The sequence below is a fragment of the Variovorax sp. VRV01 genome (assembly GCF_014852545.1).
GTDB classification, from domain to species: domain Bacteria; phylum Pseudomonadota; class Gammaproteobacteria; order Burkholderiales; family Burkholderiaceae_C; genus Variovorax; species Variovorax beijingensis_A.
Genome location: NZ_JACVBS010000002.1, coordinates 478,355 through 492,508 on the forward strand (window position 1 = coordinate 478,355; position 14,154 = coordinate 492,508).

The window sequence follows — 14,154 nt, forward strand, 5'->3', positions numbered from 1 at the left end:
ACAATGCTGCAAGTCTTCCTGTCCGATTTCTCCATGAACAACACGCACGACCTTCACGACAAGCGCCTCGCGGACGCCTGGGCCACCCTCAAGTCCCACTCCGAGAAAGGCCTTCCGCTCGACCCCGATCCTTCGCGCCTCGCATTTGCCGATCCGGAGTTCCTGCTGCGCCGCGAAACCCGCGGCATCCGCATGCAGCTCGAGCTGATGAAGCCCGACCTGGAGCAGCGCGCCCACGGCATCGAAAACACCGTGGTGGTTTTCGGCAGCGCCCGCTTCCGCAGCGAGGAAGAAGCCGCCGCGCTGGTCGCGCAGGCCGAAGCCGGCGGCGACGCGGTGGCGGCCGAGCGCTGGCGCCGCCTGGCACGCAGTTCGCACTACTACGAGAAGGCACGCGCCTTCGGCAAGCTGGTGGCGGAGTACAGCAATGGCAAGGAACCCGAGGACAAGCTCTTTGTCTGCACCGGCGGCGGCCCCGGCATCATGCAGGCGGCCAACCGCGGCGCGCACGAAGGCGGCGGCCTCTCGGTCGGCCTGGCCATCGCGCTGCCGATGGAGGAAGAAGCCAATCCCTACGTCACGCCGGCGCTGAGCTTCAAGTTCCACTACTTCGCGATCCGCAAGATGCACTTCATGATGCGTGCCAAGGCGCTGGTGGCGTTCCCGGGCGGCTTCGGCACGCTGGACGAACTGTTCGAGGTGATCACGCTGGTGCAGACCCGCAAGTCGAAGCCGGTGCCGATCGTGCTGTTCGGCTCGGCCTACTGGAAGAAGCTCGTCGACTTCGACTTCCTGGTCGAGGAAGGCGTGATCTCGCCGGCCGACGTGAAGCTCTTCGAATACGTCGACGCTCCCGAAGACGCCTGGTCCGCCATCAAGCGCTTCTACAAGCTGTAGCCCGGTTCCAGGCTCCGGCGGCATCGCCCTGCCTTCGCGGGGCGGCTAGACCTTCAGGCCCCAGGTCGCCCGCGCCCCCAGCGCAACCACGCCGCCCACCACCCAGAAGACGCCCGCGATGCCGATCAGCGCGCCGATCGAGCCGAACAGCATCGGCATGGCCACGCTCGACGCGTTGATGGTCATGAGCCGCAGACCCAGCGCCTCGCCGTGCCGCGCATGCGGCGTGATCTGGTGCAGCATGCTCATCACCATCGGCTGCACCGCGCCGAGCGAGAGGCCGAGGATCACGGAACACAGGCCCATGGTCCAGGCCGAGCCGAGCAGCGGATAGACCGCGAACACCAGCGCCGTGACGAAGGTGGAGCTCAGGATCACGCTGCGCTCCGAAGCGCGCGAGGCCACCAGCGGCAGCACCACCCGGATGGCCGCCGCCGCAATGGCGAAGGCGCCGAGGATGGAGCCGATCACCGAAGCGCTGATGCCGCGGTCATGTCCCAGCACCGGCAGCACGAAGGCATGCACGTCCCAGCTCGACGACTGCAGCCAGTTCACGAACAGCAGGCGGCGGAACATCGGCTCGCGCAGCAGGTCCCAGGCCCGCGTGGGCGCGGCGCCGGCGGCGGGTGCGGCAGGCGGCGGCTCGTGCGCGCCGCGCGCAAGCAGCCAGCAGGCGATCGGAAAGACCGCCATCACCGCGAAGCAGACCCGGAACGCCAGCAAGTCCGCGGGTGCGCGTCCCGCATGGTCGATGAGCATGCCGGCGACGAACGGGCCGACGAAATTGGCGACCGCGGGCGCTATCGCCAGCCAGCTGAACACGCGCTTGAGCTGGGTGGCGTTGGTCGCGGAGCGGCCCACGTGGCGCTGCAGCGCGATGACGGTCGCACCCGTGGCGCCACCGGTCAGCAGCGCGGCGATGCACATCATCGCGAAGGTCGGAAAAACGAGCACGAGTCCGGCGCCGGCCGAAGCCGCAATGACCGAGAGCCACAGCGGCCGCTTGAACCCATGCCGGTCGGCAAAGCGCCCGGCCGGCAGCGCCAGGAACACCTGCGTGAGCGCGAACAGCGCAATCAGCACGCCGACGGCCGCCGCGCTGTAGCCCAGTTGCAGCGCCAGCAGCGGGGTGGCGAGCCGCATGCCGGCCATGGTGGCGTGCAGGCAGACCTGGGCGCCGATCACGCGCAGCAGTTCGGAGCCTTTCACGGGGTGTCGTCGCCCTCGCTGTCGGCGGTGGGAGGCAGCAGCACCTGCGACTGCGCTTCTGGCAGCGCCTCGACCTTGCGCAGCGCCAGGCGCATCTGCTTGGCGCGCGTGTCGGCCTTGTCGAGCGTGTCGGAGGCCTTGGCCACCTGCTCCTTGATGCGCGAGACCCATTCGCCGTAGCGCTCGAACTCGGTCTTGACCGCCCCCAGCACCTTCCAGACCTCGGAGGCCTGCTGCTCCAGCGCCAGCGTGCGAAAGCCCATGTGCAGGCTGTTGAGCATGGCAAGCAAGGTGGTCGGGCCGGCCAGCGTCACCCGGTGCTGGCGCTGGATGGCGTCCATCAGGCCCGGCCGGCGCAGCACCTCGGCATAGAGGCTCTCGACCGGCAGGAAAAGAATGGCGAAGTCGGTGGTGTGCGGCGCCGCCAGGTAGTTCTCGGCGATCGAACGGGCTTCGACGCGGATGCGCGCCTCGAGCGCCTTGGCCGCCAGTTCGGCGCCGGGTGCATCGGCGCGCTCATGCGCATCGATCAGGCGCTCGTAGTCGTCGCGCGGAAACTTGGCGTCGATCGGCAGCCACACCGGGGCGCCGTCGTCGCCGCGGCCCGGGAAGCGGATCGCGAAGTCCACACGCTGGCCGCTGCGCGGCTTGGTCTCGACCTGCTTGGCGTATTGCTCGGACGTGAGCACCTGCTCGAGCAGCGCCTCGAGCTGCACCTCGCCGAACACGCCGCGCGTCTTCACGTTGGTCAGCACGCGCTGCAGGCTGCCGACGCCGACGGCCAGCGTCTGCATCTCGCCCAGGCCCTTGTGCACCTGCTCGAGCCGGTCGGCCACCTGCTTGAAGCTCTCGCCAAGGCGCGCTTCGAGCGTGCTCTGCAGCTTCTCGTCGACGGTCTTGCGCATCTCGTCGAGCTTGGCGGTGTTGCTCTGCTGCAGCTGCGCGAGCTGCGCTTCCATGGTCGCTCGCACTTCCGACAGGCGGCGCGCATTGGATTCGCTCAGGCCCTGCAGCTGGGTGTTGAGCGTATCGGCCAGGGTCTTCTGCAGCGAGGCGAGCTGCAGCGAGAAGGCGTCGAGCTGGGCGTTCTGGGTACGGGTGGCTTCGGCGCCCTGCTGCACCAGCGCCTGCTGGAAGGTGGCGAAGGCCTGCGCGGTTTCCTGCCGCGCGCCGCGCGAGTTCTCGCCGATTTCATGGCGCAGCTCGCGTTCGGTGCGTTCGTTGGCAGTGCCCATGGCGCCCAGCACGGCAAGCAGCTCGCTGTGGTCGGGCGCAGGCTGGCGGCGTGCCAGCAGCCACACCACGAGCACCAGCTGGACCACCGCAAAGGCGGCCAGCAGAAAAAGAAGAATCAGGGAAGTGTCCAAGGTGGCTCTGGCGGTCCGTGTTTTGTTTGCTTATCTGGCGGCAGGCGGAACGGGCGTGACGGGCGTCAGCGGCCCCTTGCCGCCGAACCAGGCAATGAGGTTGTCGGCCGCGAGCTCGGCCATCGCGCGGCGGGTGGGCACGGTGGCGCTTGCGATGTGCGGCGTCAGCACCACGTTGGGCACGGTCAGCAGGTCGGGGTGGACCTTGGGCTCGCCCTCGAACACGTCGAGCCCCGCCGCGGCGATGCGCTTCTCGCGCAGCGCCACGGCCAGCGCCGCGTCGTCGACGATGCCGCCGCGCGCAATGTTCACCAGCGTGGCGGTCGGCTTCATCAGCGCGATCTCGGCCGCGCCGATGGTGTGGTGCGAAGCCGGCGAATACGGCACCACCAGCACCACGTGGTCTGCGGTCTTGAGCAGCTCTTCCTTGCTCAGGTAGCTGGCCTTGCATTCGGCCTCCAGCGCCGCGTCGAGCCGCGAACGGTTGTGGTAGACCACCTTCATGCCGAAGCCGTGCGCCCCGCGCCTGGCGATGCCCTGCCCGATGCGCCCCATGCCGATGATGCCGAGCGTGGAACCGTGGATGTCGGAGCCCGCGAACATGTCGAAGCTCCACTTCTGCCACTTGCCCGCGCGCAGGAAGTGTTCGCTCTCGGTGATGCGCCGGGCCGTGGCCATCAGCAGCGCAAAGCCGAAGTCGGCCGTGGTTTCGGTGAGCACGTCGGGCGCGTTGGTGCCGAGCACGCCGTGCGCGGCCATCGCGTCGACGTCGAAGTTGTTGTAGCCGACAGCCATGTTGGCGCAGATCTTCAGCTCGGGGCAGGCGTCGAGCACGGCGGCGTCGATGCGCTCGCTGCCCGTGGTGAATGCGCCCTGCTTGCCCTGCAGTTTGGCGATCAGCTGTTCTTTGCCCCAGCTCTCGTCGGCCTGGTTCGACTCGACCTCGAAATGCTGCGAGAGGCGCTCGATGGTTTCGGGAAAGATCGCGCGGGCGACCAGGATCTTGGGCTTGCTCATGATGTCTGCTCTCAACGGAAGAAGATGAAGGTGGAAAGGACGAACAGCGGAATCAGGACGACCACGGACCAGCCCATGTACCCGAAGAAGCTCGGCATGCGCACGCCGCGGCTTTCGGCAATGGCCTTGACCATGAGGTTGGGCGCGTTGCCGATGTAGCTGTTGGCGCCCATGAACACGGATCCGGCCGAGATCGCGGCCAGCGTGGTGGCATAGGTGGTCATGAGCCTGGCCGGCTCGCCGCCCGCGGTATTGAAGAACACCAGGTAGGTCGGCGCATTGTCGAGGAACGAGCTCAGGATGCCGGAGGCCCAGAAATACATGGCCGGATCGGGCTGGCCGTCGGACCGTGTCACGGCCGCGATCACCGCCGCGAACGGCCCGTGCGCGCCGGCCTTGAGCATGGCGATCACCGGGATGATGGTCAGGAAGATGCCCGCGAACAGCTTGGCCACCTCGGCCATCGGGCCCCATTCGAACTGGTTGTCGGCATGCACCTTGGCCGCGGTGGTCTTGAACGAGAGCAGCGTGATGGCAACGAGCCCGATGTCGCGCACCAGCCCCGGCAGCCCGACGTGCGTGCCGAACACCTCGAAGCCGGCCGGCGATTTCCACACGCCGGAGAGCAGCACCAGAAACACCACGCCGCCCAGCAGCCAGAAGTTCGCTGCGCCGTCGAAGCCAACGCGCCGGGTGTCCGGCGTCGGGTCGAACGGCAGCACGCCTTCCTTGCGGTAGAGATGGCGGTCGATAACGTAGAACAGCGCCAGCAGCATGCCGACGAGGAACAGCGTGTTGGGCAGGATGTTGCGCGCCGTCCAGAAGAAATCGACACCCTTCAGGAAGCCCAGGAACAGCGGCGGGTCGCCGAGCGGCGTGAGCGAGCCCCCGGCATTCGAGACGATGAAGATGAAGAACACCACCACGTGCGCCTTGCTCACGCGGTTGTCGTTGGCGCGGATCAGCGGGCGGATCAGCAGCATCGAGGCGCCCGTGGTGCCCATGAGGCTCGCAAGGACCGCGCCGATGGCAAGGATGGCCGTGTTGAGGCCGGGCGCGCCGTGCAGGTTGCCGCGGATGTGGATGCCGCCCGCCACCGTGAACAGCGCCGTGAGCAGGATGATGAAGGGAATGTATTCCTCCACCAGGGCGTGCACGAACTGGGAGCCGGCCAGCGGCGCGCCGTGGATCGCGGCAAAGGGAAGCAGGAACGCCAGCGCCCAGGCGGCGGAGATCTTGCCGTAATGGTGGTGCCAGACCGACGGGGCCAGCAGCGGCATCAGCGCAATCGACAGCAGGATGCCCGCGAACGGAACACCCCAGAGCGCCGACAGCTTGCTGCCGTCGAGCTCGGCCGCCGTGGCCAGCGCGGGGAACATCATCGGCAGCGCTGCGGCTGCCGCCAGTCGGACTGTTTTTTTCATGGGGCCGTACCGTACCAGACGGGCGTCAGGCCGGCGGCTGCTCGATCTCGAACACCTGGCGCAGGTAGGCCAGGTATTTTTCGTCCTCGCACATGTTCTTGGATGGGGTGTCCGACAGCTTGGCGACCGGCTGGCCATTGCAGGTGATCATCTTGATGACGATCTGCAGCGGTTCGTAGCCGAGGTCGTTGGTGAGGTTGGTGCCGATGCCGAACGCCAGCTGGCAGCGGCCGCGGAACTGCTGGTAGAGCTCGATGGTGCGCGGCACCGTGAGGCTGTCGCTGAAGATCAGCGTCTTGGTGCGTGGATCGACCCGGTTGGCGACGTAGTGCGCCAGCATGCGTTCGCCCCACTGGAACGGATCGCCGCTGTCATGGCGCGCGCCGTCGAACAGCTTGCAGAAGTAGAGGTCGAAGTCGCGCAGGAAGGCGCTCATGCCGTAGACGTCGGACAGCGCAATGCCGAGGTCGCCGCGGTATTCGCGGGCCCAGCTCTCGAAGCCGAAGATCTGGCTGTCGCGCAGCCGCGGGCCGAGCCCCTGGCAGGCCTGCAGGTATTCGTGCGCCATGGTGCCGAGCGGGATCAGGCCGAGCTTCATGGCATAGAGCACGTTGCTGGTGCCCGCGAGCTGGGGCAGCCGCGCGCCGGGCTCGGCTTGCACCGGCGGCGAGGTGACGGCACCGAGCCTGGCATTCAGCGTGCGCAACACCTCCTCGTGCCAATCCTTGGAGAAGCGGCGGCGGGTGCCGTAGTCGGCGATCTTGAGGTCGGACAGGCCGGCATCCTGCAGCTGCCCGATCTTGGTCTCCAGGCGCCGGCGGCCTTCCTCGAAGTCGGGCTTCTTCTGGGTGTTGCGGAAGTAGACCTCGTTCACGATGGCCAGCACCGGAATCTCGAACAGGATGGTGTGCAGCCACGGTCCCTTGATGCGGATCTCGAGCTCGCCCGAGGCCTGCGGCGTGATGCTGATGTACTTCTCGTTGAGCCGGAACAGGCCCAGGAAATCGACGAAGTCGCTCTTGATGAAACGCATCGAGCGCAGGTACGCCAGCTCGGCGTCCCGGAACTGCAGCGAGCAGAGGCTTCGCACCTCTTCGCGGATCTGCCCCGCGAACTGCGCCAGGTCGATGCCGGGGTTGCGGCACTTGAACCGGTACTCGACCTGGGCTCCGGGAAAGTGGTGCAGCACGACCTGCATCATGGTGAACTTGTAGAGGTCGGTGTCGAGCAGGCTGTGAATGATCATGGTGCGGCGCGCGTTGTCCCAAGCTTTTCGGCGTGCGTCCGATTATCACGGCCGCCGTCGGCTTGTGCCTACGGTGCCAGCACTGGGCGTCCTACCGCCAGGGTGAATAGGCACCGCGACAGTTCGTGCACGGCAGCCGGGGAGCTCGCCGAATCCATCTTTTCAAGGAGATTCGCATGAACAAGGACACCATCGAAGGCAACTGGAAACAGCTCAAGGGCAAGGTCAAGGAGCAATGGGGCAAGTTGACCGACGATGACTTCGACGTGATTGCCGGCAAGCGCGACCAGTTGCTCGGCCGCATCCAGGAACGCCACGGCATCAGCCGCGACGAGGCCGAAAAGCAGGTGCGGGACTGGGAAACCCGCGACGGCCGCACGCCCGACGCCCTCTGGTACGAAAAGTACTGATCTCCCGATTCCACTCTGAACAGCAAAGGAAGAACACCATGAAAAAACACCTGCTCATGCTCGCCCTGGCCTCCACCTGCTTCGTGGCCACCCAGGCCGGCGCGATGACCAAGGACGAATACAAGGTCGCAAAGGAAAAGATCGAAGCCGACTACAAGGTCGCCAAGGCCCAGTGCGATTCGATGAAGGACAACGCGAAGGACGTCTGCCAGAAGGAAGCCAAGGGCAAGGAAGACGTGGCAAAGGCCGAACTCGAACAGCAGTACAAGCCGAGCGACGCCCACGCCCGCAAGGTGGCCGAAGAGAAGGTCAAGGCGACGTACGAAGTCGCCAAGGAAAAGTGCGACGACCAGACCGGCGATGCCAAGGCCGCCTGCGTGAAGCAGGCCAAGGCCGACGAAGCCCAGGGCAAGGCCGACATCAAGGCCATGAAGAAGACCAAGGCCATGTAAGCAAGGCCGGCGCGGCCCGCGGGGCCGTGCGGCAAAAGACAAAAACGGCGCCTTCGGGCGCCGTTTTTTTTGGGGGGGCGGTCAGGCTTTCAGCGAATCGACCACGCGCTGCAGCGCCTCGGGCAATGGCACCGGCCGCTGCGTGGCCCGGTCCACGTACACATGCACGAAGTGGCCCTGCGCCGCCGCGGTTTCCGCGCCCTGCGCAAAAAGCGCGATCTCGTAGCGCACGCTCGAGCGCCCGGCCTGGGCCACCCGGATGCCGGCCTCCACGGTCTGGGGAAAGGCGATGGGGGCGAAATAATTGCATTGCGTCTCGACCACGAAGCCGATGGTCTGCCCGTGGTGGATGTCGAGCGCGCCGCGTTCGATCAGCAGCGCATTCACCGCCGTGTCGAACCAGCTGTAGTAGACGACGTTGTTGACGTGGCCGTACATGTCGTTGTCGGCCCAGCGCGTGGGAATGCCGCGGAACACGCGGTAGCTGCTTCGGGAATGCGGCGTGGGTTTGGCGGCGGAGCTCATCGCGCGGCATTTTGCCAGCGGCGCCAGTAGTCGAAGGCCACCTTGAAGGTGCCCAGCTGCACCTGCACCGTCTCTGCAATGTCGCTGGCGTAGCCGCCGGCCATCGCGAAGGCCAGCGGAATGCGCCGCCGCCAGGCCCAGTCGAACACCCGCCGGTCGCGTGCTTCCAGGCCGTCGAAGCTCAGCTTGAGCCGGCCGAGCCGGTCGCGCTCGAACGGGTCCGCGCCCGCCAGGTAGATCACCAGGCCCGGCGAGAAGCGCCGCTCCAGCTCGTCGAGCGCGTGCTCGAGCGCGGTGAGGTAGTCGGCATCGCCGCAGCCGTCGGGCAGCTCGACGTCGAGGTCGCTCGCCTCCTTGCGGAACGGAAAGTTCTTCTGCCCGTGCAGCGACAGCGTGAAGACGCTCGGATCGCTGCGGAAGATGCTGGCCGTGCCGTTGCCCTGGTGCACGTCGAGGTCGATCACCGCGACCCTGAGCTGCCGGCCGCCGCGGCCGTGCTCCGCCTGCATCAGCCGCGCGGCCACGGCAGCGTCGTTGAAGACGCAGAATCCGCCGCCCTTGTCGGCGTACGCATGGTGCGTGCCGCCCGCCATGTTGGCCGCCACGCCGCCGGCGAACGCCGCCCGGCAGGCCGCGATGGTCGCCCCGGTGGACCGGCGCGAGCGCTCGACCATCGCCTCGCTCCAGGGAAAACCGATCTCGCGCATGGCCTGCGGGCTCACGCTGCCGTCGCTGATGGCGGCAATCCACTGCGGGGTGTGGGCCAGCGCCAGCTCGCCGTCGGTGGCACGCGGGGCCTGGTCCATGTCCACCTCCGGCAGGTGTTCCAGCAGGCGGTCGCGCAGCAAGGCATAGCGGGACATCGGGAAGCGGTGGCCCGGAGGCAGGGGCAGGACGAACTGGCCGGAATAGAACGCGCGCATGGCCTGCATTCTGGATGCGAAGCGAATTTAGAAAGTGTGTTCTAAATTGCTGCAAAGCAGCAAAACCCCCTTGATCGCAAAGCTGTGCTGCCTATACTTGAGGCCATGCTGCACCGCAACATAAACATGGACGACGAGGCAGCGCGACGTGAACCGACCACCCTTCATCCTTACCGGAGATTCTCAAATGGCCCTGACCGCTGACCAAATCCTCGCCGCCCAAAAAGCAAACCTCGAAACCCTGTTCGGCCTGACCACCAAGGCCTTCGAAGGCGTCGAGAAGCTCGTCGAACTCAACGTGACCGCTTCCAAGGCCGCCCTGACCGAAGCGCAGAGCACCGCCCAAGCCGCCCTGAACGTCAAGGACGCCCAGGAACTGCTGACGCTGCAAGCCAGCCTGTTCCAGCCCCTGGCCGAGAAGACCGCTGCCTACAGCCGTCACCTTTATGACATCGCCCAGGGCACCGGCGCCGAGTTCACCAAGGCTTTCGAAGCCAAGGCCGCTGAAGCCCAGCAAACCTTCGTCGGCCTGGTCGACAGCGCTTCCAAGAACGCACCCGCCGGCTCGGAAACCGCCGTTGCCGTGCTGAAGAGCGCCGTGGCTGCCGCCAACAACGCTTTCGAATCGGTCCAGAAGGCCGTCAAGCAAGCGTCGGACGTTGCCGAAGCCAACTTCAACGCCGTGTCGACGCAAGCCGTTGCCGCCGCCAAGACCGCGACCACCTCGCGCAAGCGCTGAGCCGCCGACCACCACCAGTTGTCTCCTTGGGTCCTCACGGATCCAATTCAGGGCCTCATCTCCGGATGAGGCCTTTTTTTTTGCCCCCCGCCCGTCTTCGATAATGCAGGCCTCATTTCAGGAGACTCTCAATGCAGATCGACGGCAAGGTTTTTATCGTGACCGGTGGCGCTTCGGGCCTCGGCGAAGGCACGGCGCGCATGCTGGCTGCCAGCGGCGGCAAGGTGGTGATCGCCGACATGCAGACCGACAAGGGTGAAGCCGTCGCCAAGGATATCGGCGGCGTGTTCGTCAAGTGCGACGTGAGCCAGGAGGCCGACGGCCAGGCCGCGGTTGCCGCGGCGCAGAAGCTCGGCAAGCTGGTGGGCCTGGTCAACTGCGCGGGCATCGCACCGGCCGAAAAGACCGTGGGCAAGAACGGCCCGCACGCGCTGGCGGTGTTCAGCAAGACCGTCACGGTCAACCTGATCGGCAGCTTCAACATGATCCGCCTCGCGGCCGACGCCATGAGCAAGAACGAGCCCGAAGCCACGGGCGAGCGCGGGGTGCTGATTTCGACCGCATCCGTCGCGGCCTACGACGGCCAGATCGGCCAGGCCGCCTACAGCGCCTCGAAGGGCGGCGTGGTCGGCATGACCCTGCCCATTGCGCGCGACCTGGCGCGCAACGGCATCCGCAACATGACCATCGCCCCCGGCATCTTCGGCACGCCCATGCTCTTCGGCATGCCGCAGGAAGTGCAGGACGCACTGGCCGCCAGCGTGCCCTTCCCCTCCCGCCTGGGCACGCCCGAGGACTACGCCAGGCTCGCCAGGCACATCATCGAGAACGACATGCTCAACGGGGAGGTGATTCGTCTCGACGGAGCGATTCGGCTTCCGCCCCGGTGAGCGGCGGCACCGCCGTGCTGCCGGTGCGGTCCAGCCGCTCGTACTGGGCGATCACCTGGGCGCCCAGCAGCACGAGCGTGGCGGCGATCTCGAGGCTCAACAGCACCACGATGGCCGTGGTGAGCGAGCCGTAGACCACGTTGACCTGCGACAGCGTCGAAAAGTACCAGATCAGCACGCGCCGCGTGGCCTCCCACAGCAGCGCGGCCGTCACGCCGCCCAGCAGCGCGTGGCGCAGCGACATGCGGCCGGCCGGCATCACGAGGTAGAGCGAGGTCAGCATGAAGATCTCGCCGCCCAGCCCCAGCAGGTAGAGCAGCAGGCCCGAGACGCCCGACAGCGACCAATTGCGCCCGAACAGGTCGACGCTCTCCTGGCCCACCAGCTGCAGCGCGCCCGACACCAGCGTGACCAGCAGCAGGCCCACGCACAGGAAGAGGATGTAGAGATAGGGCATGACCGCCGAAACCAGGAAATGGCGCCGGTGGTCGGCCTTGCGGTGATGGAAGATCACCGCCATGGCGCTCTCGAGCACGCTGAAGGCCAGCGAGCTGAAGAAGATCATGGTCACGAACAGCACCGGCCCCATCACGTCGCGGTGCTGGAGAAAGTTCGACAGCTCCGCCACGATCGCCTTCGACTGCCCCGGCAGCAGCCATTCGAGGTACCGGCCGATGGTGCGCAGCAGCTCGGCCTGCTCGATCAGGTGGGACATCGCGATCACGCTCACGATCAGCAGCGGCACGATCGAAAGCAGCGCGTAGTAGGCCACGGCGCCCGCGAGCAGCAGCCCCTGGTTGGCGCGGAAAGCCTTGAGCGCATCCCAGACGAAGCGCAGGGGATGGCGCAGCAGCGGCGCGACGTGGTGCAATGGGTGGAGCGTCTTCATCCGTGGGTTCCAACTGCAGCCAGTATGGCGTCCGCGCGCGGGCGTTCGAAGGCTTGCGTATGATTTGCCGCTCTTCGCCTACATGACCATCCCCGCTTCTTTCATCCAGGAACTCATCGCGCGCGCCGACGTGGTGGAAATCGTCGGGCGCTACGTGCAGCTCAAGAAGGCCGGCGCCAATTTCATGGGCCTGTGCCCGTTTCACGGCGAAAAGTCGCCCTCCTTCTCGGTCAGCCCCACCAAGCAGTTCTATCACTGCTTCGGCTGCGGGGTCCACGGCAACGCCATCGGCTTCCTCATGGAACACGCGGGCATGGGTTTTGTCGAGGCGGTGCACGACCTCGCCGGCCAGTACGGCCTGCAGGTGCCCGAGGACGACGCCTCCCCCGCCGAGCGCGCTCGCGCCGCCAGCCAGCGCCAGAAGCAAGCCACGCTGACCGACGTGCTCGAAAAGGCCGGCGAGGCCTACCGCAAGGCGCTGCGGCAGGCGCCGGGCGCGATCGAATACTTGAAGGGCCGCGGCGTCTCGGGCGAAGTGGCCAGGCAGTTCGGCATCGGCTACGCGCCCGCGGGCTGGCGCACGCTTGCCAGCGTCTTTCCCGACTACGACGACCCCCTGCTGGCCGAAAGCGGCCTGGTGATTGTCAACACCGAAGACGGCGCCGAAGACGCCAAGCGCTACGACCGCTTCCGCGACCGCGTGATGTTCCCCATCCGCAACGTCAAGGGCGAATGCATCGGCTTCGGCGGCCGGGTGCTCGGCGACGAAAAGCCCAAGTACCTGAACTCGCCCGAAACGCCCGTGTTCAGCAAGGGGCGCGAGCTCTACGGCCTGTACGAGGCCCGCGCCGCCTTCCGCGAGCGCGGCTTCGCCCTGGTGACCGAGGGCTACATGGACGTGGTCGCGCTGGCGCAGCTCGGCTTCCCCAACGCCGTGGCCACGCTCGGCACGGCCTGCACCACGGAGCACGTGCAGAAGCTGTTCCGCTTCACCGAATCGGTGGTGTTCAGCTTCGACGGCGACGCCGCCGGCCGCCGCGCCGCGCGCAAGGCGCTCGACGGCGCCCTGCCCTATGCCACCGACGTGCGCAGCATCAAGTTCCTGTTCCTGCCGGCCGAGCACGACCCCGACAGCTTCATCCGCGAATTCGGTGCCGATGCGTTTGCGCGCTTCATCCAGGAAGCCACGCCGCTGTCGCGCTTCATGCTCGAGGCCGCGCGCGAGGGCTGCGACCTGACCACCGCGGAAGGCCGCGCCCACATGACGAGCAATGTGCGTCCACTCTGGAGCGCCATGCCCGACGGCGCGCTCAAGCGCCAGCTGCTGAGCGAGATCGCCGCGCTGGTGCAGCTCGACGCGGCGGCGCTCTCCGAGCTCTGGGCTTCCACGCCGGGCCCGCGCAGGCCGGCCGCGGCGCCGGGCCATCGCCAGGGCGATCCGGCTCATGAAAACGAATACCCCGACATGCCGCCGCCGGCCGAATATGAGCCGCCACGCTATGAAAACGATAGCAAGCCGCGCAAATTCACCAAGGGCAAGCGCTGGGGCGGCAAATTCGAGGCGCCGATCGAGCCGCTGCGCGGCCGGGGCAAGCCGCCGAGCCGGCCGGACGTGGCGGCGCGGCTGCTGCTGTCGAACATGGCGCAGTGGGACGCGCTGTCGCACGAGCTTCACGTGATGCTGTGCGACCTGCCGGGACCGCACGGGGCGCTTTTCACCTGGCTCGACAGCCAGCTGCACGAGCACGGCGTGCAGCCGTGGGCGGCGCTTCGCGAAGGCATGCGGGGCCTCGATTTCGAGACGCTGGCCGAGCGCCTCATGAACGTTTCCGAAAGCGCCCCGATCCCCGAGGGCGAGGAAGAGCAGCACCTGGCCGATGCCGCCAAGGAGCTCGCGAGCGTGCTCGATTTCATGCTCGACGACCGGCTGAAGGCCCAGCAAAGCGAGGCCATTGCGGCCGTCGGAAAGGATCCCAAGGCACTCGAGCGCTACAAGGCGCTGGAGGCCAGGCGGCTCGAGCTGCGCAACCGGCTGAATCCGCGCGGTGCGGAAACTGCTTGAAATTTGCGCAGTAGGCTATAATGTAAGGCTTCGCAACTGGCGAAATTAGGCAAGAGCGACAGCAGCACCTCCGGGCCGACCCCTAGCGCAACGCACTCCCACGG

Annotated in this window: 14 protein-coding genes; 6 read left to right on the forward strand and 8 right to left on the reverse strand. The window is 66.9% G+C overall.

Annotated elements, in window-relative coordinates; genetic code table 11:
- The first annotated feature begins 33 nt into the window (after positions 1 to 33).
- Positions 34 to 897 carry a TIGR00730 family Rossman fold protein gene (locus IB278_RS06020; RefSeq protein WP_145746003.1) on the forward strand — a complete coding sequence of 288 codons (864 nt, stop codon included), beginning with the start codon at positions 34 to 36 and terminating at the stop codon, positions 895 to 897.
- A gap of 45 nt (positions 898 to 942) precedes the next feature.
- Here the strand turns inward: IB278_RS06020 and IB278_RS06025 are convergent, their stop codons facing one another.
- The 5 genes from IB278_RS06025 to pncB are packed head-to-tail and all read right to left on the reverse strand — an operon-like array spanning position 943 to position 7,160.
- Entirely contained in the window at positions 943 to 2,106 is a 1,164-nt protein-coding gene (locus IB278_RS06025; RefSeq protein WP_192322946.1) for an MFS transporter, read from the reverse strand.
- Complete coding sequence (locus tag IB278_RS06030) at positions 2,103 to 3,473, reverse strand: DNA recombination protein RmuC (protein WP_192322947.1); 1,371 nt, start codon at positions 3,471 to 3,473, stop codon at positions 2,103 to 2,105. The genes IB278_RS06025 and IB278_RS06030 overlap by 4 nt, the downstream gene beginning before the upstream one ends.
- 30 nt (positions 3,474 to 3,503) lie before the next feature.
- Entirely contained in the window at positions 3,504 to 4,490 is a 987-nt protein-coding gene (locus tag IB278_RS06035) for a 2-hydroxyacid dehydrogenase (RefSeq protein WP_192322948.1), read from the reverse strand.
- A gap of 11 nt (positions 4,491 to 4,501) precedes the next feature.
- On the reverse strand, positions 4,502 to 5,914 hold the full coding sequence (locus IB278_RS06040) for a sodium:proton antiporter (protein ID WP_192322949.1): 1,413 nt from the start codon (positions 5,912 to 5,914) through the stop codon (positions 4,502 to 4,504).
- A 25-nt stretch (positions 5,915 to 5,939) separates the two neighbouring features.
- On the reverse strand, positions 5,940 to 7,160 hold the full coding sequence (gene pncB, locus IB278_RS06045; RefSeq protein ID WP_145745943.1) for a nicotinate phosphoribosyltransferase: 1,221 nt from the start codon (positions 7,158 to 7,160) through the stop codon (positions 5,940 to 5,942).
- Between the two features lie 176 nt (positions 7,161 to 7,336).
- On the opposite strand from pncB, the gene IB278_RS06050 reads away from it, so the two are divergent.
- Complete coding sequence (locus tag IB278_RS06050; protein WP_093012771.1) at positions 7,337 to 7,570, forward strand: CsbD family protein; 234 nt, start codon at positions 7,337 to 7,339, stop codon at positions 7,568 to 7,570.
- 38 nt (positions 7,571 to 7,608) lie between these two features.
- A complete protein-coding gene (locus IB278_RS06055) occupies positions 7,609 to 8,022 on the forward strand; it encodes a hypothetical protein (protein WP_145745944.1) in 414 nt (137 codons plus the stop codon).
- An 81-nt stretch (positions 8,023 to 8,103) separates the two neighbouring features.
- Here IB278_RS06055 and IB278_RS06060 read toward each other — a convergent pair whose 3' ends face one another.
- Both IB278_RS06060 and IB278_RS06065 read right to left on the reverse strand, forming a co-directional pair.
- A complete protein-coding gene (locus IB278_RS06060; protein WP_192322950.1) occupies positions 8,104 to 8,547 on the reverse strand; it encodes an acyl-CoA thioesterase in 444 nt (147 codons plus the stop codon).
- Positions 8,544 to 9,470: a histone deacetylase gene (locus IB278_RS06065; RefSeq protein ID WP_186454230.1), complete on the reverse strand. Its 927-nt coding sequence runs from the start codon at positions 9,468 to 9,470 to the stop codon at positions 8,544 to 8,546. The genes IB278_RS06060 and IB278_RS06065 overlap by 4 nt, the downstream gene beginning before the upstream one ends.
- 187 nt (positions 9,471 to 9,657) lie before the next feature.
- On the opposite strand from IB278_RS06065, the gene IB278_RS06070 reads away from it, so the two are divergent.
- Both IB278_RS06070 and IB278_RS06075 read left to right on the forward strand, forming a co-directional pair.
- The gene (locus IB278_RS06070; protein ID WP_021006486.1) at positions 9,658 to 10,209 is read left to right on the forward strand and encodes a phasin family protein; all 552 of its coding nucleotides are present in this window, start codon (positions 9,658 to 9,660) and stop codon (positions 10,207 to 10,209) included.
- A gap of 131 nt (positions 10,210 to 10,340) precedes the next feature.
- The gene (locus IB278_RS06075; RefSeq protein WP_192322951.1) at positions 10,341 to 11,099 is read left to right on the forward strand and encodes a 3-hydroxyacyl-CoA dehydrogenase; all 759 of its coding nucleotides are present in this window, start codon (positions 10,341 to 10,343) and stop codon (positions 11,097 to 11,099) included.
- On the opposite strand, the gene IB278_RS06080 is transcribed toward IB278_RS06075, so the two are convergent.
- Positions 11,047 to 11,988: a YihY/virulence factor BrkB family protein gene (locus tag IB278_RS06080; RefSeq protein WP_192322952.1), complete on the reverse strand. Its 942-nt coding sequence runs from the start codon at positions 11,986 to 11,988 to the stop codon at positions 11,047 to 11,049. The genes IB278_RS06075 and IB278_RS06080 overlap by 53 nt on opposite strands.
- An 82-nt stretch (positions 11,989 to 12,070) precedes the next feature.
- Between IB278_RS06080 and dnaG the strand changes: the two genes are divergently transcribed.
- Complete coding sequence (dnaG, locus tag IB278_RS06085) at positions 12,071 to 14,050, forward strand: DNA primase (RefSeq protein WP_192322953.1); 1,980 nt, start codon at positions 12,071 to 12,073, stop codon at positions 14,048 to 14,050.
- The last annotated feature ends 104 nt before the right edge of the window (positions 14,051 to 14,154 follow it).